This window comes from Streptomyces sp. NPDC054841, assembly GCF_053611045.1.
Window position 1 is genome coordinate 25,352 of record NZ_JBSGZO010000012.1, and the last position, 23,294, is coordinate 48,645.

19 protein-coding genes and 1 pseudogene are annotated in these 23,294 nt (G+C 68.7%); 13 read left to right on the forward strand and 7 right to left on the reverse strand.

Annotated features, from left to right (window positions below; all coding sequences use genetic code 11):
- Nucleotides 1-423: 423 nt before the first annotated feature.
- Complete coding sequence (locus tag ACWGI8_RS03400; protein WP_453658238.1) at nt 424-2,772, reverse strand: NACHT domain-containing protein; 2,349 nt, start codon at nt 2,770-2,772, stop codon at nt 424-426.
- Between the two features lie 280 nt (nt 2,773-3,052).
- A complete protein-coding gene (locus tag ACWGI8_RS03405; protein ID WP_453658240.1) occupies nt 3,053-3,262 on the reverse strand; it encodes a hypothetical protein in 210 nt (69 codons plus the stop codon).
- A gap of 234 nt (nt 3,263-3,496) precedes the next feature.
- Between ACWGI8_RS03405 and ACWGI8_RS03410 the strand changes: the two genes are divergently transcribed.
- The gene (locus ACWGI8_RS03410; RefSeq protein ID WP_453658242.1) at nt 3,497-5,677 is read left to right on the forward strand and encodes a HEAT repeat domain-containing protein; all 2,181 of its coding nucleotides are present in this window, start codon (nt 3,497-3,499) and stop codon (nt 5,675-5,677) included.
- Nucleotides 5,678-6,153: 476 nt separating this feature from the next.
- Here ACWGI8_RS03410 and ACWGI8_RS03415 read toward each other — a convergent pair whose 3' ends face one another.
- The 5 genes from ACWGI8_RS03415 to ACWGI8_RS03435 all read right to left on the reverse strand — a co-directional run bounded on the left by ACWGI8_RS03415 (nt 6,154) and on the right by ACWGI8_RS03435 (nt 12,960).
- A complete protein-coding gene (locus ACWGI8_RS03415) occupies nt 6,154-6,801 on the reverse strand; it encodes a DUF6262 family protein (protein ID WP_453658244.1) in 648 nt (215 codons plus the stop codon).
- Nucleotides 6,798-7,730, reverse strand: a complete 933-nt coding sequence (locus ACWGI8_RS03420; RefSeq protein ID WP_453658246.1) for a tyrosine-type recombinase/integrase — start codon at nt 7,728-7,730, stop codon at nt 6,798-6,800. The genes ACWGI8_RS03415 and ACWGI8_RS03420 overlap by 4 nt, the downstream gene beginning before the upstream one ends.
- Before the next feature lie 56 nt (nt 7,731-7,786).
- Nucleotides 7,787-9,529, reverse strand: coding sequence for a group II intron reverse transcriptase/maturase (gene ltrA / locus ACWGI8_RS03425; RefSeq protein WP_453658276.1), 1,743 nt, complete (start codon nt 9,527-9,529; stop codon nt 7,787-7,789).
- A gap of 609 nt (nt 9,530-10,138) precedes the next feature.
- The gene (locus ACWGI8_RS03430; RefSeq protein WP_453658248.1) at nt 10,139-11,881 is read right to left on the reverse strand and encodes a hypothetical protein; all 1,743 of its coding nucleotides are present in this window, start codon (nt 11,879-11,881) and stop codon (nt 10,139-10,141) included.
- A complete protein-coding gene (locus ACWGI8_RS03435; protein ID WP_453658250.1) occupies nt 11,878-12,960 on the reverse strand; it encodes a tyrosine-type recombinase/integrase in 1,083 nt (360 codons plus the stop codon). The genes ACWGI8_RS03430 and ACWGI8_RS03435 overlap by 4 nt, the downstream gene beginning before the upstream one ends.
- A 222-nt stretch (nt 12,961-13,182) precedes the next feature.
- On the opposite strand from ACWGI8_RS03435, the pseudogene ACWGI8_RS03440 reads away from it, so the two are divergent.
- The 12 genes and pseudogenes from ACWGI8_RS03440 to ACWGI8_RS03495 all read left to right on the forward strand — a co-directional run.
- Nucleotides 13,183-13,566 (forward strand): annotated as a pseudogene (locus tag ACWGI8_RS03440) (glycosyltransferase); the annotation flags it as partial.
- Nucleotides 13,559-14,665, forward strand: a complete 1,107-nt coding sequence (locus ACWGI8_RS03445) for a hypothetical protein (RefSeq protein WP_453658252.1) — start codon at nt 13,559-13,561, stop codon at nt 14,663-14,665. The pseudogene ACWGI8_RS03440 and the gene ACWGI8_RS03445, both read left to right, overlap by 8 nt.
- A gap of 38 nt (nt 14,666-14,703) precedes the next feature.
- Nucleotides 14,704-15,165 carry a hypothetical protein gene (locus ACWGI8_RS03450; protein ID WP_399080260.1) on the forward strand — a complete coding sequence of 154 codons (462 nt, stop codon included), beginning with the start codon at nt 14,704-14,706 and terminating at the stop codon, nt 15,163-15,165.
- A complete protein-coding gene (locus ACWGI8_RS03455; protein ID WP_453658254.1) occupies nt 15,162-16,352 on the forward strand; it encodes a hypothetical protein in 1,191 nt (396 codons plus the stop codon). The genes ACWGI8_RS03450 and ACWGI8_RS03455 overlap by 4 nt, the downstream gene beginning before the upstream one ends.
- Before the next feature lie 18 nt (nt 16,353-16,370).
- On the forward strand, nt 16,371-17,639 hold the full coding sequence (locus ACWGI8_RS03460; RefSeq protein ID WP_453658256.1) for an MFS transporter: 1,269 nt from the start codon (nt 16,371-16,373) through the stop codon (nt 17,637-17,639).
- Nucleotides 17,640-17,684: 45 nt separating this feature from the next.
- On the forward strand, nt 17,685-18,182 hold the full coding sequence (locus ACWGI8_RS03465) for a hypothetical protein (protein ID WP_453658258.1): 498 nt from the start codon (nt 17,685-17,687) through the stop codon (nt 18,180-18,182).
- Between the two features lie 105 nt (nt 18,183-18,287).
- Nucleotides 18,288-18,713, forward strand: coding sequence for a hypothetical protein (locus ACWGI8_RS03470; protein WP_453658260.1), 426 nt, complete (start codon nt 18,288-18,290; stop codon nt 18,711-18,713).
- Nucleotides 18,710-19,555, forward strand: a complete 846-nt coding sequence (locus ACWGI8_RS03475) for a relaxase/mobilization nuclease (RefSeq protein ID WP_453658262.1) — start codon at nt 18,710-18,712, stop codon at nt 19,553-19,555. Before ACWGI8_RS03470 ends, ACWGI8_RS03475 begins: the two co-directional genes overlap by 4 nt.
- A gap of 608 nt (nt 19,556-20,163) precedes the next feature.
- On the forward strand, nt 20,164-21,393 hold the full coding sequence (locus ACWGI8_RS03480) for an IS110 family transposase (RefSeq protein ID WP_453658264.1): 1,230 nt from the start codon (nt 20,164-20,166) through the stop codon (nt 21,391-21,393).
- Between the two features lie 333 nt (nt 21,394-21,726).
- A complete protein-coding gene (locus ACWGI8_RS03485; RefSeq protein WP_453658266.1) occupies nt 21,727-22,017 on the forward strand; it encodes a hypothetical protein in 291 nt (96 codons plus the stop codon).
- Nucleotides 22,018-22,040: 23 nt separating this feature from the next.
- Complete coding sequence (locus tag ACWGI8_RS03490; RefSeq protein ID WP_453658268.1) at nt 22,041-22,799, forward strand: hypothetical protein; 759 nt, start codon at nt 22,041-22,043, stop codon at nt 22,797-22,799.
- A gap of 84 nt (nt 22,800-22,883) precedes the next feature.
- Nucleotides 22,884-23,291, forward strand: a complete 408-nt coding sequence (locus tag ACWGI8_RS03495; protein WP_453658270.1) for a hypothetical protein — start codon at nt 22,884-22,886, stop codon at nt 23,289-23,291.
- The last annotated feature ends 3 nt before the right edge of the window (nt 23,292-23,294 follow it).

A 23,294-nucleotide genomic window follows, 5' to 3' on the forward strand; every position in this document is an offset into this window, starting at 1 on the left:
CCACTGACCTGGCTCTCAACGTAGCGGACATGTTCGCGATGACGCCCTCGTTTCGGTGTCGTTCCACTCGATCGGGTGCTGTCGTCGGTGCGCCCAGCAAGCTGCTGCCCCTGGAAGGTGAAGTTCTCCGTGCCCAGTTCCAACGCCGCTGAAGTCGCGGTCATCACCCCGACCCGGTTGCGCGCGGATCGGCGGGCGTACCTTCTGGAACTCCACGCGAGCCTGTGCGGGCAGGACGTCGCTTGGGAGGCTTCTTCGCGCTCAGCGTGTCTCATGAGACATGTGGCTGGTCATAAGTCTGCGAGCCGTTGCCGCAGGATTCGCGGAGAACTGTTCCTCGCACCCCTGGTTGGCAGCGGGACAGATTCCGGCTGTGCAGGGGCCTCCGTGCAGCGTTGGATGTCTAACGACGATTGTTGTCCCTCAGCCTGAACTGGAGCCCTGCCGTGGTGAGCGCGACCCGGGCCGATGGGGCGGTGTGAGCAAAGGGGACACGTCTCCCAGAGAATGCCAGTAGAGCCACTCCTGAAGTTCGCGGTGGCGGAACTGATAGGCGTCTCCGGAAACACGCATCAGACCGGCCTTGTAGATCCAGTGTGTGAAAGCAGCTAGGCGCCAGGGCAGTCGCCGGGGCACATCTGCGCAGATCACGAACGCCGCGTATCGGGTTAGCTCGCCCGAACAGGCGACGAACCCTGCCAGCCACCAGGTCAACCAGTACCACGCGGGGGGCACCAAGTCGCGGGGGATCGTCGGGGGCGGCCCTGGATCGACGACAAGCACGAGCCAACACGAAGCAACGAGAACCGGGAAGAGGAGGCCCAACACAAGACCAGTAATGAGTTCTGCGCGCAGTTCATAGCGAGGGCCCTTCGACGGCCTCCGCCCGGCGAAGGCGGCATCTGGTGACACGAACAGGCGTCGTCCGGGCATCCAGGACGGCGGAATCCAAGGCATCTGGTCCCCGGTCCGGAACCGAACCCACCCCCACAGGGAGAAGGCCCCGAAGAGGAGCACGAACAAGACTACGATCAGGACCGCATCGACGGGGCTCAACGGCTTGACGGGCGTCCCGTCAGGTAGCTTCCCCGGCTGGTTCAGTGCGACGAGCAGGCCCACGGCCAGGCCCAGCGCTCCTGCGGCCACGGTCGCACCCCAACTGAGGAGGCGGTGCGCCGGAGTGGGCAGCGGGCGGCGTTCTAGCCCAAGTCGGCCGCGCTGCGGCTCTTCGAACGTGCTAACTGCGGCTATGCACGCTGCAGTGACCGCGATGGCGAGCCAGGGCCAGACGTTGCCCGGCCAGTCAGCACGGCGGAGCAGCGGCTCGTACAAGACATGGACCAGGAGGACCAGCGGAAGCCCGTAAGCCACGGCGGCCATCAGCTTCGCACAGTGCTGCACCCGCATGTGGGCGCGCTGCGACAAGTCGCGCAGGACGAGGTCGGTGCCGAGATAGGGCACGAGCCACTCGTGACGTCCGGGAACACGTTCACCCAGGTATCTCCAGCCTGGGCCTGACCGAACGGGACCGGAGAAGGCCAGCACGTCCCGGCCGACCACTGTCCAGGTTGCCAACTCAGCCAGCCAACGACGTACACGGTCGAGGTCGTGAGCCCAGCCCAGACCGCCAGGAGCGGCACGGATCCGAGCATCGATGTAATGCCGGGTCAGGTAGCTGCTGATAGCCACCTCTTCGGCGAGCGCACTCAGGTATTCAAGTCGGCCCCGCAACCCCTGGTCACGTTCCAGGTAATAACCCCCCCGAGTGTGACGCTCCGTGTAGACAGTAGCGATCATGTGCAGCCGCCACGGATTGGCGAGCGTGCGAGCAACGGGGCCTTCTGGCCGACCCTCCGCAGCAGTCAGGACGGGCTGCCAACGTGCAAGGGTCGCGTCGTTGTCAGCCTTGGCCAAATAGGCGCGTACCTGCGGCATCGCCACTGGCTGTACGGCAATTTGCACGGCCTCAGCGAGTGTGATGCGTTCCTGGTCCAGCATCCGCAGGTGCCCCGAACGGCACGTGACGATCAAGGGAGCTCCGCCAAGGCGGCTCCTGCGGTAGGCATTCAGACCCCTGACCGCCCGGAACAGCCGCTGCCGGCCGTCCGGCGTGTCAGCAGAGGCGATCTCGTCCATGCCGTCGACGACCGGTATCACGTGGCCTCCGGCAACGACATGCTCCGCTTCCGCTCTGCGCAATCCGTACTGGCGGACAAGGAGCCGTACGAGCCATCCCGCGAAGCCGCCGTCCGCTTCCATGTTCCACGAGGCGGCGGACACCACCACGGGAACAGAGGAGATGCCGCTGTGCCGATTGAGTAAGGACTGCACGAGGGAGTGAGCCAGCGTTGTCTTGCCCATGCCTGCCTCGCCCGAGATCACAAGTACTCGTGAGGGGACCACATCCCAGAACTCGGCGATACGGTGTTGAGTACCCCCATCTGGCGGCCGCGCAGCATCTCCGGCGACGGGATCGGGGCTCGTGCGCCGAAACGCCAAGTCGATGACTGGTGGTTCCGCACCACCGCCTGTAGTCAGAAGGCTCCGCCTCGGTTTTTCCCGCTCGGCAACGCGCTGGGCAAGGTTGGCGAGGATCACTGGAGTGTTCCGGTCAGCCAGTTCGTCTTGCCGCTCTGCCGTGCGGAAGGCGAGCACTCCTAGCAGGACGCTGGCGGCGCCGACGCCGAGAGCCAGCAGATCGGTCGTCTCCTTGAGGAAGTCGCCCGACACGGCACGCGCAATCACGTGTGCGACGGCCAGCAGCACAATCACGACGCAGGAAACCTGAGTCGCACGCCTTTTCCATGATGTCACGGCATCCCCCGATCGTCCCCACAGCAGGCTATCCGTGTCATCGCCGCACAAACCGCGTTCGGGCCGGAGCGCGCTACTCGGCCAGGACGACCGAGCACTTCGCCAGGGCCTCGGTGGAGGTACCGGAGAGGGGCTCCCGGTCGGTCAGCGACCACCACGTCACCATGATCGAGCGAGTCACTCGCGACATCGAACGTCAGCACGGTCGCTGGGGCCCGAGCGCTTCCTCTGCTGCCCCTCACTGGTGGGAGCCGGAGTCCGGGGGTGTGGGACGGCGGCGCAGACGCCGCAGGGTGCGGGTGGTGGCGGCGATGACGAGAGCAGCTGCCAGTGCGCCGATGAACTCGGGTGCGGCAGCCAGCAGGAGGTCTTCTGCTGCTTTCCACAGTCCGAGTTGGGCCGGCACCTCGGCGGGCGTGGCTACGGGGTGGTTGGGCACGGTGCGCACGGACACGGTCTCCTTCACGAATCGCCTGGCTTCGCTTCGAAGCACGGGGCGGTGAGGGGACAATGGGTCGTCAGAACTCAGTCCCCAAGTTTCGAGGGACCGTGAGGGACTCTGGGACACACAGCAGCGCCCTTCACAGGCCCCGCCGAGGGTCCAGGCCGAGATACTTGCGCCGTCCCCGGGACAGGATGAGCGAGTCAGGGACGCGGACCCGTGAACGGAGGGCCGAGGGGGATGCGAATCACGCACAGCAGGGACGGCTCTGGAGGCGATCCGCCGCTCGAGTTCGCAAGGTTTCTTCAGCGCCAAGCCAGGGAGGCTGGCCTGGACGCCCGGAAGATCTCTGATCGATTCGCCCAGGCAGCCGAGAAGAGGAAGGAGGAGGAAAGGGAAGCTGCGGGACACACCCCGAATGGCAGACCGGAGCATCCCATCAGCTCAATGTCATTCTCCAAGTCGCACATCGACCGGCTGTTCAAAGCCCAGGCAGCCCCCAAGCCTCCTTGGCCGTTCACGCTCCAGTTCCTGAGGATCACCAGCCGCGCCGCCGGCCTGACTCAGGAGGAGTTCCAGAGACGCTGTAGAGAAGCGCACGAGTTGCTCCAGGCCATCGAGGCCACTGCCAAGGTTGCGCCCGTACGTACACCTGTTCTCCCGTCTAACGCGCCCCAGGGTCCACGCGAAGAGACCGTGGCTGCCCTGCGTACAGAAGTGGAACTCGAACGCGCCCGCCACACGGAAACGCGCTTGCGCTACGCCTTGCGAGACACGCAGTTCCTCGTGGCGACCCTGTGGCACATCATCAGTGCTCTGCGGGAGATCATCTCCAGCCGCGACGTCCTCCGGGCCCGCGCCCACCATGATCACGCTAACGCGGGCGACCTCGCCGGGCTCCGCGATGAAACCGGCCGAGCACTCGCCCACAAACGCACTGCCCAGGATGAAGCTGACCGCGCAGTCGCCCGCATCCGCACGCTCGAATCACTCTGGGAGCAGGCCCGCGCTGATGTGAACCGCCTGTCTCACTTTGACGCCGCCGACCTCACACACGGCCCCAACGACTTCGCGCTCCCCTCGAAGCCGCTACTTCCACAAGACCTGCTCGCCCAGCCTGCCCTCGACGACGTAGAGGCCGCCCTGCAAAAGGCCCATGCCCTCAATGCTCAACAAGAGCACACAGCCCGCGAGTTGCAGGGCAAGCTCGCGCCCCCTGGCCCTCTCCAGCCGGACAATGAACTCGCCATCCTGCTGGCGGCCATCCGTCTCACCGATGCTGCCAACCGCCACGCCGCCCTCAACACCCTCCTGCGCAGCTGGCCCCGCCACCCCGACACTTACGATGCTCTCTTCCACCTCACCCACGACGACAACGAGGAGATCCGGGCAGCAGCCGCACAGGGACTCGCGGACGGGTGGGGCGGCCAGGACGCCGTCCACGACGCTCTCCTCAACCTCAGCCAGGACGACAGCGAGCACGTCCGGGCAGCAGCCGCACGGGGACTGGCGCACGGGTGGGGCGGCCAGGACGCCGTCCGCGACGCTCTCCTCAACCTCACCCAGGACCGCAGTAAGCACGTCCAGGGAGCAGCCGCACAGGGACTGGTGGTGAGGTGGGGCGGCGACGATGCCGTCCGCAATGCTCTCCCCCGCCTCGTCCACGCCCTCAGCGAGCAGGTCCGGGCAGCAACCGCACAGGGACTGACATGGGAATGGCGTGGCAACACTGCCCATGCCTTCCTCCGCTTCACTCAGGACCACAGCGAGCAGGTCCGGACAGCAGCCGCACGGGGACTGGCCCTGGTGTGGTGGGGCGGCGCCGACATCCGCGATGCTCTCCTCAACCTCACCCTGGACCGCAGCAAGCACGTCCGGGCAGCAGCCGCACAAGCACTCGCGGAGACGTGGGGCGGCCAGGACGCCATCGGTGCTGCTCTCCTCCGTCTCAGACAGGACGACAGCGCGCAGGACCGGGCAGCAGTCGCACGGGGACTGACGGAGAGATGGGACGCCGTCCGCGACGCTCTCCTCAACCTCACCCAGGACCGCAGTAAGCAGGTCCGGGCAGCAGCCGCACAGGGACTGGCGGAGAGATGGGGCGGCCAGGACGCCGTCCGCGACGCTCTCCTCAACCTCACCCAGGACCGCAGCGAGCACGTCCGGGCAGCAGCCGCACAGGGACTGGCGGAAGGGTGGGGCGGCCAGGACGCCGTCCGCGACGCTCTCCTCAACCTCACCCAGGACGACAGCGAGCACGTCCGGGCAGCAGCCGCACGGGGACTGGCGCACGGGTGGGGCGGCCAGGACGCCGTCCGCGACGCTCTCCTCAACCTCACCCAGGACCGCAGTAAGCAGGTCCGGGCAGCAGCAGCCGGGGCGGTTCAGGGACTGGCGGAGGGGTGGCCCGTGTCGAAATAGTTCTTGACCAGGCGCCGCGTGCGGCGGCGACGCGCAACCTGGGCAAGCACGCCGCGATCTCCAGTAGCGTCTGCGCTCCCTCGCCCTCACTCCAGCCGGGGACATGGCGAACGTGCGATCCCTAGCGGGATGGAGAAGGTAGGCGTTCGGCCCGCCTCGGAGACCTCCCCCGACACAAGGTCCGCCACGACGACCAGGGCACCAGCGGCTGGAACCTCCGCCCGACCGCTAGACAACGCGCCCCCGGCACCGTAGCGGCGGGCCGGTCAGCTGCAGGATCCGAACGGCGCGTCAGCCGGGGCCGGAAGCCGCCGTACGGGGCCGTCTTCGAGCTGCCTGTGCAACCGGCGCAGTTCGGCGTGCTGGGCCACGGCCATGGAGCCCCAGGCACGGCAGTTCGCCTGGTGCCACGATCAACACCTGGAGCCGTTGCGGAGGCGAGCATGCTCATGCGTCACGGCAGCGTGAGGTGCCTGTCATACCCCGCTCGGGCCACCAACGCTGGGCGCATCATGGGGAGTTCCGCACCGTCGTCGATTGTCGGCGGGCGGCGCTGTGAGCTGCTCGGCGATGCTGGCTTCCAGTGCAGCGATGCGCCGGTCGGCGAAGCGAGCGTTGTCTCGGGCGGCTGTGAGGCGCTTGTTGAGGCGTTCGTTGTCGTTCGCCAGCGCGGTGACTTCACGGCGCAGTGCGACATTGGCGGTGGTGATGCGCACGACGTCGGCGTCCGTCCAGTCCTGCTGCAGCTCGGCGACCTGGCCCAGGAGCTCGGCGATGCGTTCGCGCTGGTTGGTGATCTCAGCATGCGCGGCTTTGAGGGCGTCCTCGGTGTTCAGCGCGCGCTCGCGCCAGGACGCCTCGACTGCTTGGCGCTGGGCTTCGTCGGCGCCGGCCCGAAGGCCGCGAGCACGTGCTGCAGCGTCGGTAACCAGCTGGCGGGCTTCTGGGTGTTCGTAGAGGAAGGTTCGGGAGACGTCGGCCTGGCGGGCGACGGCGGCCACGGTGATCGTGCCCCCGCTGGCCGCGAGCTTGTCAACCGTGGTCCGGATCCGGACCAGGCTGGCGGCAGTCTTCTGCCGACGGGCTTCAAAAGCCTGGGCGGTGCGAGGCAATGAGGTTGTCACACGGATTCCTCGTGGAAGTCGGGGGCGTTGCTGTCGAGTTCGGCAAGGTCGCGGGCGCGGAAGGCGAGCGTCCACTGGCGGTCGTAGTAGTCCTGGGGCCGGCGGAGATCCATGGCGAGCGCCGCATCCAGCAGGCCGAGGCCGGCCAGAGCCTTCTCCAGCCCCTTGATGGCACGTGCTGTGGGTTCGAAGACGGAGTGCAGGTAGTCCGCCGTTCGGTCATCGGGAGCGCGCTCGGCCAGGGAGGCCCACTGCTCGGCTTTGCGCCGCCAGTAGAGGAGATCGGCTCCGGACATGACGAACTTGTCGCAGTTGTGGCAGTCCAGGTTCCAGGGGCAGCGGTCCCCGCGGACAACGGGCTGGTAGGTGCAGAAGCCGCCCTCGGCTGGTGTGCTGCTGCGGGCGAGGTCGAGGGCCATGGCCTGCGCTTCTTCTCGCGTCAACTGCTGGCTGGGGGAGGTCAGCAGGGTGCCGGGCGCGTCGGCGCCGGGTCCGCTGACCCAAACGCGCTCCAGTGCTTCGTCGACCTCGGAGGATGCGACCTTCGCGTAGTGCTCGGCCATGCGGATGGAGACGTGGCCGAGGTACTGCTTGATGTGGTGCAGGCCGGCACCGTTCTTGAGCAGGTTGGTGGCCAGTGTGTGCCGGGCCTGGTGAGGCACCCAGGCGCCGATGTCGAGGACCTCCAGCCAGTCGCGGAAGGCGTCGCCGAAGATGCTGTAGGTGATCGCGACGGTGCCGTCGGGGTTCTTCTGCGGCGAGGGGAAGAGCGCGAGGGTCTTGCGCTCTCTCGGCCGGGGAGTACGGCCGTAGCGGTCTTCGAATCGATCGAGGGTGAGCTGCTTTCGCCGTTCCAGACGATCGTAGAGGTGCTGCGGGATCCGGATCGCTTCGTCGAAGTTTCCCACCTTGTCGGGTAGCCGGAGCACATTACTGTGCTCCGGCCCCCTAAGAACCGGCCGTGCCCGATTTCCGAGCAACCGGCTCAAGCAAGCCCCCAAGGCTCGCGGCTGGGCAGAAGCGCCGGGTTCTTGCCGTTACCGAGTCGGCGACGGCAGTGTGTGTGTACGAGATGGTGTGCGGCGTGCTCGTCCGCTCTTCCGGGCCCCGCGAGAGAGGCAATCGCGTACTTACGGATCGCTGTTCTCGTGGCCGTCAGCCATTGTTCCCACTCATGCGGGCTTTGTGGCTCACGGTCGGCGTGCAGCAACAGCCCCAGGCATAGCGGGCATCGGCCGCGTTGGCGATAAAGCAGGTGCCGTACGGCCGTATCCAGCGGGGACCTGGAGCGGCGCCGCCGCTCGGCCCAGTAGGTGGTCAGGGCGGGGTCATCTGGAGATGCCGCGCCTGCCACCATCCGGTGTCGGACGATCTTCGTCCAGGAGAACTTGCGGAGGTAGTAGCCGCTTTCCCGGCTTCCGAACACCCACATGTCATTCCTGGACGAGTTGAACTTGCCGAAGTACCGTTTGGTGATCCAGCTCTTCGACTTGTTCGGGTGGGAGAATTTGGCCCATTTGTAGACCAGTCTCCATACATGGGCGTCCAGTTGGGAGTATGCCTCCGAGGACACCCCGATCCGGTAGTAGGCGGCCCATCCTTTGATGATTGGGTTGAGTTTCCCGATCACCGCGTCGGCATTGGCCCCGCGCAGGGCTGTGACCTCCTCGGAGAGCCGTTTCCGGATCCGCCGCAGTGCATCTTTGCTCGGCTTGGTCAGGAGCTTGCCGCGAAAACGCCGGATGTTGAAGCCCAGGAAGTCCACGCCCTGATCCAGGTGCGTGATCTGCGTCTTGGCCTCGTTGAAGGCCAATCCCCGGGGCTCCAGCCACACGGCGAGTCGCTGTTTGACCTGCTCGGCCTGTTCCCGCGAGTGGCACAGGGCAAGAAGATCGTCAGCGTATCTGACCAGGATTGGACCGTCGGGATTCGCAAGTGGGGAATTTCTACCCCGCTTGTATGAGACCCCGGCAGCCTGCTCCATTCCGTGCAATGCCACATTCATTAGCAACGGACTGATCACCCCTCCTTGGGGCGCTCCTTTCTCTGTTGAGGTAAGGCAACCATCTTCCATCACGCCCGCCTTAAGCCACTGGCTGACCAACCCGCGAGCGGGAAATGTCCCCAGCGCGGAAAGGATCAGATCGTGACTCAGCCGGTCGAATGCCGCCTCCAAGTCCGCGTCGAGCACCCACAACCGTTTAGATGCCTTGCGGCATGACGTGGTGTGAATGGCGACAATTGCGTCATGGCAGCCTCGGCCGGGCCGAAAGCCGTATGACTTCGGCTCGAACCGGGCTTCCCACTCAGGCTCCAGTGCATTCAGCGCCAGGGCTTGAAGCGCCCTGTCGGCGATCACAGGAATGCCTAGCGGTCGGCGGCGCCCGTTGCTTTTGGGCACATATACCCGTCTGACAGGTCGGGGCGACCACGCGGCAGCGCCACCTTGGACCCAGTCGGCTAGAACCGCCTTTTCCTGGGGAAGTAGCACCACCCTGCCGTCGACCCCGGCCGTCTTTCGGCCAGCGTTGACTTCCGCCACCCGTCGCGTGCTCACCAGAGCGTTACTACGGGAGCGGAGCAACAACTTCTGCAAGTTGCGGACCCTTGCGTGGTCCCCAGCCTGCGATGCCGCGAAGATTCGTTGCCTCAATCGCTGTACGTGCTGTTCGGCTCGGCCCCAGTTCACTGAGTCCCAGTCAAACGAGCCGTCCTCAGGTCCGTTCACCTTGATGGCGTCCAACTTGTCCCTCGGTTAGAGCGTCTCCGCCACATCGTCCTCGCAGGCTCACCAGACCCGCGTCTGCACTCTTTCGAGTCGGGGCATCTGCCCCTATCCGGTCAGTTATGCGGGGCCGCCGGCGGAGGAGCCAGCACATGGTCCCGTTTTCCTGTTTCCTTTCGGCCACCGGCATTCGCTTCTCGGGTCCTCCTGCACCCGCCTGGGTATTCCGCCTTCCTTACGGTTGGCCTACCGGCGTTGAGCTTCTGCCGGACCCTGACGGGGTTTTCACGTTCCGCATGCGATAGCAGCGACCGGGGAGGGCTTCCTCTAAACCCCGGGGGCGGTGGTGCGCTCCCGACCGGTCAAACTCCTCCGGTCGGCACCGGCCACCTTTCAGCGGCGGCCCCTATCTCCCGCTTCTGCGACCCATCGGCGAGAGTGCACGTGACGGGGTGTCTTCGAGGATTCACTTGCGTTAACCCGTCCGGTCTTCCCCAGCCTGTTTTCCCCGGATGGAACGGGGCCCCTTGGGCTTTACCTCGGGCTTCGCACCCCACGGTTACCCATGACGCACGCCGAGGCGGGGACGGTCCTTGCGCACTGGACCGGATACTACGCCGTCGACATAAATCGACCTCCTTCAGCGATTCTCACTATTCGCATGCGACTTTCGTGTCGCACTGTCTGGTCGTGCCAGAGAAAGGCAGCGCCGCGGAGGATCGCGGTGCACTCCAACCGCAGTTCGGTGACCTCGGACGCACGGCGGCCGGTGAAGACGAGCGTCTCCCAGATGTCGCGGTGCCCCATGTCTCCGGCGTCGAACCGGTCGGCGAGCAGTTTCAGGTTGGCCTCGTCGGCCAGAGCCCTGGCCACCGGGTCCGGAAACGGATTGCGTGTCCGCTCCGTGCGCAACGCGGCGGGCAGCTCGACGATGAACTCGCGGGGCAGACCGATCCGTTCCGCCTCCCCTGTCTCCAGCGCTTCTCGCAGCAGAGCGCGGGCGTGACTAAATACCTGCCGTCGGGTGCCCCCGGTGACCTTCATCGGGCGCCCGTCGCGGCGGACCGCCAGCGACGGCAGCCCCTCCCGGGCTCGCTTGTTCTGGTCGGCGACGAAGCGTCGCATGTGGTCCTCGGTCAGCACGGCCGGGTCATGGCCGCCGCCCGGGGCAATCACGGTGAGATAGACGCCGAGCTCGACACACGCCCGGCGCCCGGCGTCGATGTGCTGTGGACTGCGCGGCGCCTGGGGCGAGCGCAGTCGGCGAGCACAGCGCTCCCAGAACAGGTCCCGAAGCCAGCGTTGCGGCACGTCGGTGAGGTCGAAATGGCTGGACCGCCGCTTGTAGCGGACGCCGAAGTGCTCGGTCTCCAGGAAGCCGGCCTCCTTGGACTCCTGCGGGGTGACGTAGACGATGCGCAGTTCGTCGGCGATCTCCCGCAGGATGCTCCGCGCGTAGTCGGTGAGCTCCGTCGAATCGGACGAGAGCAGGTCCAAGATCGAGACGACACCGCGGTCACGGGCCAGGTTCACCACGGCCTGGATGTGCCAGAGCGGCCAAAGGGTGCGATGCGTTTTCTGCGCGTGGGTGAGCAGTCCCCATTGGAACTCCGCCCGGGCCAACGGCGGCAGGCCAAGAAGGTTGACGGTGCCGGTGCGCGACAGCGGGCGCGCGGCGCGACACCAGCGACGGAAGGCAGCGACGTCGGTGTGCGTCACCTCGTTCACCGGAACTCCGGGGCCGGGAGACCCTGCTCGGCGAGCGCCACCCGGCCGTCCCTCGCTGCGGTAGCGCAAGAGATGGACATAGCACATCCCGAGAGGGCCATCGGCCAAGCCTGCGCATGCGGCGACCAGGCACTCCCCGTACCCGGCCAGCGCTTCCGTCTGCAGCGCCACCCACTGGTCGTAGGTGAGGTTCTTCCGCCTGTTGATCACCTTTTGCCATCGGCCAAAGTGCGTGAGGCACAGCCGCAGCACCAGGTGCCGGGACGGGCGCTCTGGACAGAACCGGCAGGTCGGCGGATCCACGAAGCGGGGATCGAGCTCACGAGGGCTCGCCGTTCGCAGGAACTCCCGCCGGGTGGCGCCTGGCTCCCGTCTCACCCGGCGCCACTCCTCCCGGTGGGAGTAGCACAAGTCGACTGTGTTGGTACGGACGTTGCGGCATGCGTTGACGCGGCAGTACCAGCCGTAGACCGGATGGTCGCCGGGCCAGCGCAGTACGGCCTGTCGGTAGAGCGGCTCGATTCCCGGGGCCTGGAGCAGGGCCGTCAGCACGTCCAGCCGGTCACTCCGCTCGCGGGTCGAGGTGTTGGTCAGGACCTGCAGCGGTGTGCGTGTCGGTTCGCTCACTGCAGCTCACCCCACGTGGTCAGGAGCGCTGCGTGAAAAACCGGATCGTTCACGTCGACATGGGCGTAGATCTCATCGACGACCTCCGTCGAGGCCCATCCGCCAGCGTCTCGGACAACGGCGAGGTTGCCGTCCGCAGCGTCGAGGACGGCGCTGGCCCACGTGTGCCGGAACATGTGCGGCTTGATCAGTCCGAGTCCCGCTCGGCGGCCAGCCCGCTTGAGCATCTTACGGACGCCCTCCGGGGCCCACGGCAGACCGCGCCCAGGGCCGTGCTGTTGGACGAGGAGCATCCCGTGGTCGGCGGTGCGCGGATACTCCTGCGTCAGGTAGTCGAAGTACGCATGGATCATGGCCGGGCTGACGCGCTTGACCAGCCCTCCGCGGATCACGCCATCACGAAACTCCCACTCCCACTTCGTCTTGGCTCGAGCGCCGTTGACGAGCCCCTCTCGATGACACACGTGCGCGTGGGGCCCGCGGCACTCCCCACAAGCAGCCTCCTCTCGAAGGTGCAGGTCACACAGATGCAGGCCACACAACTCACCGATTCGGAAGCCGCCATCGCTCAACCACTCGACCACCACCTTGTCCCTCAGCGAGTTGACCGCGTCGAGCACCACCGCGCGAGCGCCGTCCGGCAGCATCTTCTTGTGCCGGCGACGCACCGGCGACGGCGCAAGCGGGTTCGCCTGCATGCTCCGCTGAAGGTGCCCCAGGAGCGATCGGTCCCGATCGCTCTGAGTCGGCATCCGCTGGAGCTTCAGCGCCTCGGCCAGCTCCGTATTCACCTCGGACTCCGCCTGCTTCAGGTAGAAGCCCTTCAAGCAGGCCGCCGCACTCCGCAGCGCATCGTTGCCGTACGGACGCTTGCCCACGCGCCACGGGCGTCCATGCGGTCTTTGGATCTTCGCCCCGATCGCGCCCATGTAGCGCTCAAGATCGGCGAACGCAACGTCCTCCGACGTCAGCCCTTCGTGCTCCAGCCACCTGAGGTGATCGACGAGAAGGTACGCGTACGTCCGATCCGAGCCCTGGAAGGCGTAGTCAGCCAGGTACTTGTCCGCGCGGGTGTGCACGCCCCGAACCGAGTCGAAGATCGTGTACGCCTCACGGCCATCGCCGTACCGCACCCGCTGGACCCTCGGTCCTCCAACCGACAGCATCTGCACCGCAGTTCCTCCGCACCGACCAGCCCACCAACATGGCGAACATCACGACCGCAGTCGGAAAACGAAGACGCGATGCTCGCGGTCACTGGCTCGGCGAACATCGCGAACGGGCGCAGCTCAGGCCGGAAAACCGACGGCTCGACCACCTTGTGGCGCTGCCCCACCCCGCCCGGCCGCCACGAGGCCGGCGACGTGTGGACCTACTGGAAGTCCCCGGCGGACACCATCCCCATCGGGCCGACCACGATCCTCGCCCGCACCGACCTCGTACGCGCCGCACCGATGGGCGGCCTCGTCCAGGGCGAGGACTACTGCGCGGCCCTCGGCGTGACCACTCTCGCGCCCGGAATCCTGCTGCCGGTCCCCGTGTACAGATACCGCAAGTGGGGCGGGCAGATGACAGCCCAGGTCGGATACGACCAGCTGGAGGCGGCGGCCCGGGAGCATGCCTGGCAGTACGGCCGCAGCCTGCGCGCCGTCCTGCGCAGCGGCGGGGACCTGGTCCATGGCTGAGGCGCAGATCATCCTGTCGCACACCCGGGATTCGGGCATCGTCGCCATCGCCTCGGGCGAGCAGTACCCGTGGGCGCACACCGCCCTCGCGGAGAGCGGCTTTCGGCGGGACGACGACGGCGTCTACCACCTGCCCGCGGACGGCAACCAGACCACCGTGGTCGACCTGGTCAAGTGCGCGAAACGGCACCGCACCAGCGTGCACACAAGCAGCCGGCGCTTCATCGGCGACGCCGCCCGCGACCTCGCGCGCCAACTGCCCGGCCAGTGGAACACGTCGGTCGAGATCTATTCCCACCCCGCCTGGCAGGAAGACCTCGTGCCCTGGATCTGGGACAGCGGCGAACTCGGCCGCGCCCTCCAGAGCGAGCGGATCCCCTACGCCGCCACGCTCACCGACACGGTGAACGGCACCACGCTGCTGTTCGTCGAACGCCCCGGCCGCCAACTCGACTATCTAGTCGGTGCCTTCGCCCCCGAAGGGCTCGAAGAGGGCTACGGCGATCCGCACGCACCGCGCAGCATCGTCCTGCCGCCGTTCGCCGGACGGGCGGCCCAGGCCGTCGCCGACCGGTACCTCCCCTCCTACGAGCAGGCCGTCCACGCCCGCCGGACCTCGGCCATCGCCGCCGTACTCGGGGGCATCCGCTCCGAACACGACACCTGGCAGGCCATGGTCGCCTCCGGCCGCTACAGCGACGCCACCCCGCTGAGCGCCGCCGCCCTCGGCGCCGCGACCGAGGAATTCCTCGACCACTCCTGGCGCCGCTTCCTCACCGTCGTCGACCACGCCCCGACGCTGATCGACCGGTGCCGTCCCGCCAGCAGCCCGTGGCCCGACGACGCCGCGACGCTCTCCCGCCTGGCCGACGCCATCACCGATAACGAGACCCTGCTCCACGAGGTGGTCCACGGCGGTCCTATGCCGTCGCAGGAACGCAACGCCCGCGCGTGGCCGGCTATCGAGACCTGGCTCACCGACGGCGAGATCTTCCTTCGCCAGGCCCGCGTGAGCGCACCCCACCGCCGCCCCGCCCTCCCCATCTCCGCGCCAGCATGCCCCCTTACCGCAGCCCGTCCCATGCACCGCAGCCACTAACCGCTCCACCCCGACAACGTGAGGAGAACCTCGCCCCCTTGCAACCCGGCACCCACTTCGCCTTCGGCGACCACGAGGAACACGGCTTCGTCGCGTCCTTCACCTCCTCCCTGCCCGCGCACCTCGCCCACTGGTACCTGGAGCGCGAGCAGTTCGAGCCCGTCCCCGATCAACCCGGGCTGTACCGGCTCAGCGAGCCCGAGCGGGACGGTCCCCGCCGGACCCGTCAGGCCGTCCATGATCTTCGCCGCCAGGGCTTCACTGTGCAGGCCGACATTCGCCTCGACCCGGCCATTTCCGCCAGCCCACCACGCCCGGTCCGGGCGAACGGACTCCGGGAGCGCCGCAGCCGTCTCGCCGAGGCCGCCGCCGGCCGAACGACTCAGCGTCGCGCCACACCGCCCACCACCTCCCTGCCGTCGGCCCGGCCGATCCCACCGAAGCCCGCCTACGCACCGACCGTCCACCTGACGGCCTCGGGTGGCGGGCGGTCCCGATGACGCCCGCAAGCAACCCGGACCCCGACGGCCCTCTGCCGGTGGCACCCGAACTCCCCAACGCTGCACGCGATTTCCGGCTGCGGATGGCGGTCATCGACCGCGAGACCGAGACCGCGCTCGACATGACACGCGACCGCTACGGCCGCATCGTCCACGCAAGCGCCGCGGCAACGGCTCGAGCCCAGCGCGACAAGGCTGCGGTGGAGGCGTACACCACGCACCTCGCCCCGCACGCCGACGCTCTGCTCGACGCCGCCCGCCGTGCGCTCGACGAGCTGCCGCCTGCCCGGCACCTGGCCGGGTGGCGGGCCGTGCTGGACGGCCTGGCCGCCTCCGCCACCGAGATGGGCCGGGCCCTCGACCGGCCGGCCGCCCCCGGCTCCCAGGCCGAACGCGCGCAGCACTCGGCCCTGTGGCCGCACCTCACCGCATGGGCGGATCACAGCTTCATCGCCAGCAACCTCGCCGACCAGAGCGATGGCCAGCACCACAAGGCTCCGCTGACCGAAGAGGAACAGCGGATGTGGACTGAGCGAGCTCAGGCTGCGCAGAGGCGAGGCGAGCTGGAGCTGACCGAGTCGTGGTACGCCGCCGACGGGCAGCCGATCATGCTCGCCCACCTGGTCGAAGACGACGACTCGACGCTGGTCGCGCTGCGAGGAGCCCCAGACGCACCGGGCTGGCAGGTGATCGGGCACTACGCCCACGAATACGAGGCAGGGCAGTCACTACCCGCCCCGGTCCCGCCCGGCGTGCTGCGCGCCGATGTCTCAGGGTTCAACCGGCCCGAGCCCGCCCCCGAGATCTCGCTGCAGGAACTCACCCGCGACGTCGTCGAGGCCCAGCACGCCGGTGACGCGTCCAACGCGCTCCTCAGTGCAACCCAGCGCGGATACGACGCAGGGCCGATGGTCCGTCTCCAAGAACTCCTGGAAACGAGCAGCCAGTTCGCCAGCGCGCTGGAGACCGTGCAGGGCCGCCAGATCGCCGCCCGCCTCTCGGCGTTCGGCCGGCAGATCGAGTTCCTCACCCGCGAAGTCGAAGAAGCGGCCGAGGACCTTGGCGCGACCGTCGCCGTCCTGCCGCCGCACCGCACCCCCGTGCTGCGCGTCCGCCAGCGCCCTGCCGTGGACACCACACCACCCACACCGCCGCCCCGCGCCAGCACGCCCGCCCGCCACCGCTAATCACCGAGAAAGCACCCGTTGTCCCTGACCGCACCCCCGGCCCCGGCACCGCGCATCACCTACGGCGCGGTGCTGGGCAGCCCGTACGTCGCCCGCCTCCTCGGCGGCACCCTCACCGGCCGACTCCCCAATGGCATGGCGCCCGTCGCCATCCTGCTATGGGCCACCGCGAGCGGCAGCAGTATCGCCTTCGGCGGGCTGCTCAGCGCCCTGTACGGGCTGTCGTCCGCGCTGGCCCAGCCGGTCAAGGGACGCCTCATGGACCGCCACGGCCAGAGCGCGGTGCACCTTCCGGCCGCCCTACTCAACTCGGCCCTCCTGGTGGCCCTGCCACTGTCCGGACCGTACGGCGGACCGGGCCTCGCCACGGCCATCGTCGTCGCCGGCGGTCTGACCACGCCTCCGCTGGAGGCCGGGCTGCGGGCGCTGTGGCCGAGCGTGCTGCCCGACCCCCGGCTGCGGCACGCCGCGCTCGCGCTCGACACCGGCACGCAGGGCCTTCTGTACATCGTCGGCCCCCTGCTCGTGGCCGCGCTCGCCTGCGCGTACAACCCCGCCGTCGCGCTCGCCGTCACCGCCGCCCTCGGCCTGGCCGGCACCGCCGCGGTCGCCCTCGCGCCGCCATCGCGGCGCTGGCGGCCCGAACGGTTCGAGGGCCAGGACGCTGCCCATTCACAGCAGTTGGCCTCTCCCGCCGTGTTGCTGCTGTTCGTCTCCCTCACCGGCATCGGGTTCGCGATCGGAGCCATGAACGTGTGGTCCATCGCCATGGCCGAGCACCACCACCAGGACATGCTCTCGGGCATCATCCCTGCCGCGTTCTCCACCGGCAGCTTCCTCGGCGGCCTCATCTACGGAAGCCGCACCTGGTCGGGCACCACCACCAGGCGCCTGATCATCGCCACAGCCGCGTTCCTGGCCGGGTGGCTCCCGCTCCTTGCCCTTCCGGGCCCGTATGCGGCCATCGCCGCGGTCACCGTGCCCGGTGCGTTCCTAACCATCGTCGTCGCCTGCGCCTACGTCACCACCGACGCCCTCACTCCGGCGGGCCGCACCAGCGAGGCGTACGCGTGGCTGATCCTCGCGATCGGCGCCGGGCAGTCCGCCGGCACCGCCCTCGCCGGACGCCTCGCCGAGCAGCCTCTCGCCAGCGCTGCGCTCCCCGCCGCCGGCGCGGCCTTCGCTCTCACCGTCCTTCTCGCCGCGCGCCGACGTCTCGACCCCACCGGACACATGCAGCGCGGCCGGCATCGCCGCCCGCTCCGATGCCGGCACAAGACGCCCTGATCAGGGCGCCCCCCTACTTTCCAACCCTTTTGAGGAGATCCATTTATGGCCGTCCGTACGCAGTGGACCGTAGAGCACGCCTGCTCCCACCAGGTGGTTCATGACCTGTCCAACCGTCCTGCCGACAAGCGGGCCGGATTCGCCCGATGGCTCGCAGGCCGGGACTGCACCGACTGCTGGAAGGCGGCACGCGACGCCGATACCGAGTCCAAGGAGGAGTGGCTCGCGGCCAAGCGCGCCGCCGAACAGGAGGCGGCCGTCGCGTGGGCGAAGCAGTTCGACATGCCGCAGTTGGAAGGCCCGGCCAAGGCCCTGGACTGGGGCGAGCGCTCCCGCCACCAGCTGGTGACGGCCGCGCACACCGCGCTGGTCGTGGAGGGGGCCTGGGACGAGGCGGACTGGGCGGAGCTGGAAGAGAAGGCCCGCGCCATCACCCGCGCCGGGTGGTGGATCGACCAGCGCGACGCAGAGGGCACTGACCTGCTCGAACTCCTCGACGCAGCCACCGAGGCGGACCGCGGGACGGAGAACCCGTTCCGCTGATCGCGGCGGAACATAGCCGGGAAACGCCGGTTAGCCAAACCGGCGTTCCTCCGGACCATTGTTCCTCCCACCCCGCCACCGATTGCGTGGAAGGAACCGAACCGCATGTCCCAGCCCCCGCCCACTTCGGCCTTCGCGCCGACACCCGACCCGCTCACCCCCGACCGGGACATCACGCACCAGCACTTCCAGGCCGGTGACACTGTCGTCGTCCTCAAGGGGGTGGCCGGCGGTGAACTGTGGGGAGACGCGATGCGCGTCGTCGCCCCGTCCTGGCACACCCCGACCGACGAGGACGGATGGCGGCTGCGGGATGCGACCGGCGGAGCCCAGTCCTACGTCACCGGCCATCCCCGCTACCTCGTGCACCTCTCGCGCCGCTGCCCGGACTGCCTGATCTACCTGCGCGCCATGGAGGACGCACTCCTGCCGCGGCACGCCGGTCGCAACGAGCTGATCGACTGCGGTTGGTACACCACCACCGCCCTCAACCAGCTCGTGCACATCGCCGACATCCGGGGCGGCCGGTGATTCCCCGCCTCCATGAGCGGACCCACACCGCGCACGACTCGCTCGCCGAGGCGCTGGGGCGGCCGGTCTCGCCGAACGAGGGCCTGACGGAGTACACGGTTGTCGCCCACTGGCCGGGCCTGGATTACTTCACCCTGGACGACGGGCAGAAGATCTGGACGTCCCTCCAGTGGGCCGAGCACCTCGAAGACCCCTATCTGGAGCATCCGTTCGCCGCCAGCCCGGATGATGACCGGCGGGCGATCCTCCACCTCGACGTCCGGCTTCACCCGGACGACCGGGATCTGACCGGCCCTGAGTGGGCCGAAGCCGCCCACCGGCTCGCGCGGGCCGCCGGTATCGAGATTCCCGGCAAGGAGCACGGGTGCCGGTGGATTGCCGTTCAGGCCCAGTCCGGACGCATCGATTTGATCGCCAACCTGATCCACCTCGACGGCGCGTGGCACGCTCCGCCCGCGGACATCCTGCGGCGCCTGGCGGACGAAGCGCGCCACATCGAGCAGGACCTCCACCTGATCCCCGTACGCACCGGCCCCACGGCGCGCCCCGCCATCCGCCCGGCGCCCACGGCGTCGGCCCAGCTCGCGAGCGTCCTTACGCAGCTGGCCGACGAGCAGGTCGGTCCGCTGGCCACGGTCCGCGGACTCGTCGAGCACACCGCGCACCGGATCGCCCGTCAACCGGGAGCCGCCAGCACCGATGCGGCGCACCGCCTGGAGCTGATTGCCCGCCGCCTCCACGCCATCCAGGAGGACCTGGACAGCACCGCCGCGCGCCTGGTCCAGACGCGGGTCGCCGCTGTACCGCCCGCCGCCCGGCGCACCGCCCACCGATCGCCGTAGGAGAAACGTCTCGTTGCCCCGTACCGACCGCTTCCTGGACATCCGCCGCGATCCGCACTCCGAGGAACTCCTCGCCCGCGGCGGGGACTCCGAGGCGCACAGCGTCCTAATCCGGGATTACGGATGGTTCGGCAGGTCGAGTGGGCCGAGGGGCCGTTCGAGTGGTGGGTGGGCGAGTGCCGAACGGACGCCTTTTGGTTCCCCGGCTCCGACGCCCAAGGATAGAGCGACGACGTTCAGTACCGGCCCGCCCCACCGCGCGGAGAGCGGTGAGTGTTGACGCCCGTGGGCGTCGGGCGGACGCCCAACAGCGTCCTGGCACCGCGATGCCCCGTTGCAGACCGGCGCCGTCCGGCGCCTGCGGGCGTCAACACCCTCACGTTGATCACTCGTTGGTGTTGGTGATGCGAGCCCGCCGCACGGTGACCTCTTGAGATTCCCGAGCGTCCCAGCTCCCGGCTAGACCGAGGCCCGTGCAGTGAGCTGGTGCCACGAACAGCTACTGAGGTGGCGGACCGACTACCGAGTCGAGTCCCGGGATTAGGTCGCTGCGTGGTTCCGCGCGAGCTCGTGACCAGCAAGAAGAGTATCAACCAGGGGAGGAAATCTTGATCTACTGCGGCATCGACTGGGCGGAAAGGACACACGACGTCGCCCTGGTCGACGACAGCGGCGAGCTACTCGCCAAGCGTCACATCACCGACGACGCCGCCGGCTACCGCATCCTTCTGGACATGCTTGCCGAGTACGGCGACAGCGAGGAGAGCCCGATCCCGGTCGCGATCGAGACCTCCCGCGGCCTGCTGGTGGCGGTGCTGCGGACCGGGAAACGCCAGGTATTCGCGATCAACCCGATGGCCGCCGCCCGCTACCGCGACCGGCACTCGGTCTCGCGCAAGAAGTCCGACCCCGGCGATGCCCTCGTACTGGCGAACATCCTGCGCACGGACATGCACGCCCACCGACCACTGCCGAACGACAGCGACTTGGCCCGCGCCGTCACCGTCCTCGCACGAGCCCAGCAGGACGCGACGTGGAACCGGCAGACCATCGCCAACCAGCTCCGGTCCCTGCTCCGCGAATACTTCCCTGCCGCCCTGGCCGCCTTCGAACCGTTCAAGAACGGTCTGTGCCGGTCAGAGGCCCACGCGATCCTCAAGCTGGCCCCAACCCCAACCCGCGCCGCCCGGCTGACCCGAAGCCAGCTGCAGGCCGCGCTCAAACGCGCCGGCCGCAAGCGCGGCATCGAAGCCGAAGCCGACCGCTTCCGCGAGGTCTTCCGCGCCGACTGGGCCCACCAGCCGCCGCTGGTCGAAGACGCCTTCGGCCAGCAGATGCTCGCTCTCCTCGTTCAGCTTCAGGCCGCCTGCACCGCCGCCGACGACCTGGCCAAGGCAGTGGAAGAGGCGTTCCCTCAGCACCCGGACGCTGACGTGATCCTCAGCTTCCCCGGTCTCGGCGTCCAACTCGGCGCCCGGGTGCTCGCCGAGATCGGAGACGACCGCCAACGGTTCGTCGACGCCCGCGGACTCAAGGCATACGCCGGCGCCTCGCCCATCACCAGAGCCTCCGGCAAGAAGTCGTCCATCACTCGACGCTGGGTGAAGAACGACCGGCTCAACCATGCCGGCTATCTCTGGGCCTTCTCCGCAATTACCGCATCACCCGGCGCCAAAGCACACTACCGGCGCCGCCGCGACGACCACGGCGACTGGCACGCCTCCGCTCAGCGCAACCTCTTCAACCGCATGCTCGGACAGCTCTACCACTGCCTCCAACACCACACGCTGTTCGAAGAGGGCACCGCCTTCCCCACAGCCCTGGCGGCCGCAGCTTGACACCTTCAGTGCCTGAGGTGTCTGCAGCGCGCGGGTTTCATCGCTGTCGTCCGCGTCCACGAGACCTACCACCGCGCCCCCACCGGCCTCACCGAGGAAGACGAGTCCCGTCTCGCTACCGACGCAGTCGCCCGCCTCCGGGTCGCCGGGTATCACGTCGACTGCGAAGAGGACTTCGACACTGGCTCCCGCCCGGCCAGTTACCTGCCGCTGGGCTCCTCCGTCGCCCATATCGCCGAGCGGATCCGCGAGGCCACCACCACGGATGAGGCGGCCGACGCCCTGATCGAGCTGACTGCCGCCCACGACGGCATCCTCGCCGCGCTGGACGAAGTGCTCACCGCCACCGCCGACTTCCACGACGGGCTCGGCCAGGCGGCCGACCCTTACATCGCACGGCGGTTGCTCTACCTCGCCGACGAGCACCTTCGCGTCATCCGCACCGACCTCGCCGACACCCGCAACACGCTCGCCGACCGGCACGCACCCCACCCCAGCCGCAGCACCTGCAGCGGGGAGGTCCCCGCCACCGAACGCGAGCGCTCCGCCGTGTGCGCCTGCCCGCCCCCGCCGCGCACGCTCCCGGCTCCGCCGCCCCCGGTGGCCGCCGGACTGCGTCGCTGACTCCCACCTCGCCCAAGGACACCATGCACGACCACGACACCTCCGAGCGCCTTGCCTCGTACGCCGACGTCCTCGCTGGCGAACTCCCCGACAGCTGGTCCAGCTCCCACCTGCCGGCCGACGCCAAGGACGATCTCGCCGAACTCTCCGACCGCATCTGGGATCTGGACCTGGTCGCCGCCTCCCTCGCCGAGCACCCGCTCCAGCAGGCCGCCGTCCTGAGCCGCCCGGACGGCGCCCAGCTCGTCGTCCTTCACCGGCATGACGAGCGCGACGGATTCCTCATCGCCGCCGTCGCCCCCCGCGCCCTGCCCGACGAGGCGTACCGCGCCGTCCCCGAGCCCAACGGCATCGCTCTGGCGGACGACCCGTTCCTGAGCGCCGAGCAGGTCGCCGGCGACCTGCTCGCCCGCTACGACAGCGCCCTCGCCCAGGCCCGGCACAACGCCCTGGGCGGCATCCAGCCCTCCCAGCCGGACCGGGTCGTCCTGACCTGGCAGCCAGACGGCAGCGTCGCCACCGCCCCCGTCGACGACCGCGCCGGCGCCATCCTCGTCGCCAACGGCTTCATCCAGGACCCGCAGAGCGGCATCTACCGACTCAACGGCGACGACACCAAGGCGCAAGCGCGCGCCCTGCGCGAGATCGGCCCGCAGCTCGACCGGCTCGGCATCGGCACCGCACTCCAGCACCCCGCAGGCCGGACCGCACCCACCTCCACCCCAGCTTCCATGCCGCCGACCCCGGCCGGCACCCGCACGCCGGGCACCAGGGCTCGATGAAGCAGCGGAGCCCGACATCTGGGTGCTGGAGTACGTCACACCATCGCCAAGGCCCCCAACACCGTTGACCCCGAAGAGAGGCCCATGGCCAATTTGGCCGACGAGTACGGCACGGACGTCGAGATCTACAGCAAGGCCCTGACGACGACCATCCACGCCGACACCCCGACCGGCGCCCCCGCACAGCTCCACGACCTGCTGGAACAGCTCGGCCTGGAACGCCACGAATACCCCCCGGGCGGGCCGCTCTACATCTGGCACACCGTGCCCGAACACCTCAATGCCGACGAGCAGAAGCGCCTGGTGACCCGCGCCATCCCCGCGCTGCTCGTGGCCGGTTACGAGGTCAACTGCACGCCCGACGTCTTCGACGAGGCCACCTACCGGCAGGCCGTGCACGACATCCGCACCAGTGCGGCCCGGCCTGCCGGGCAGCATCCGGCACCGGCCCGTTCCCCCTCGCGCCCCGCACCGGCCCGCCGCGCCCCGTAAGAC

What these genes read in the sequence shown, in the direction of transcription:
- ACWGI8_RS03410 (WP_453658242.1), top strand. Translation starts at nt 3,497, where the DNA reads ATGCGAATCACGCACAGCAGGGACGGCTCTGGAGGCGATCCGCCGCTC.
- ACWGI8_RS03445 (WP_453658252.1), top strand. Translation starts at nt 13,559, where the DNA reads ATGGCTGAGGCGCAGATCATCCTGTCGCACACCCGGGATTCGGGCATC.
- ACWGI8_RS03455 (WP_453658254.1), top strand. Translation starts at nt 15,162, where the DNA reads ATGACGCCCGCAAGCAACCCGGACCCCGACGGCCCTCTGCCGGTGGCA.
- ACWGI8_RS03465 (WP_453658258.1), top strand. Translation starts at nt 17,685, where the DNA reads ATGGCCGTCCGTACGCAGTGGACCGTAGAGCACGCCTGCTCCCACCAG.
- ACWGI8_RS03470 (WP_453658260.1), top strand. Translation starts at nt 18,288, where the DNA reads ATGTCCCAGCCCCCGCCCACTTCGGCCTTCGCGCCGACACCCGACCCG.
- ACWGI8_RS03490 (WP_453658268.1), top strand. Translation starts at nt 22,041, where the DNA reads ATGCACGACCACGACACCTCCGAGCGCCTTGCCTCGTACGCCGACGTC.
- ACWGI8_RS03495 (WP_453658270.1), top strand. Translation starts at nt 22,884, where the DNA reads ATGGCCAATTTGGCCGACGAGTACGGCACGGACGTCGAGATCTACAGC.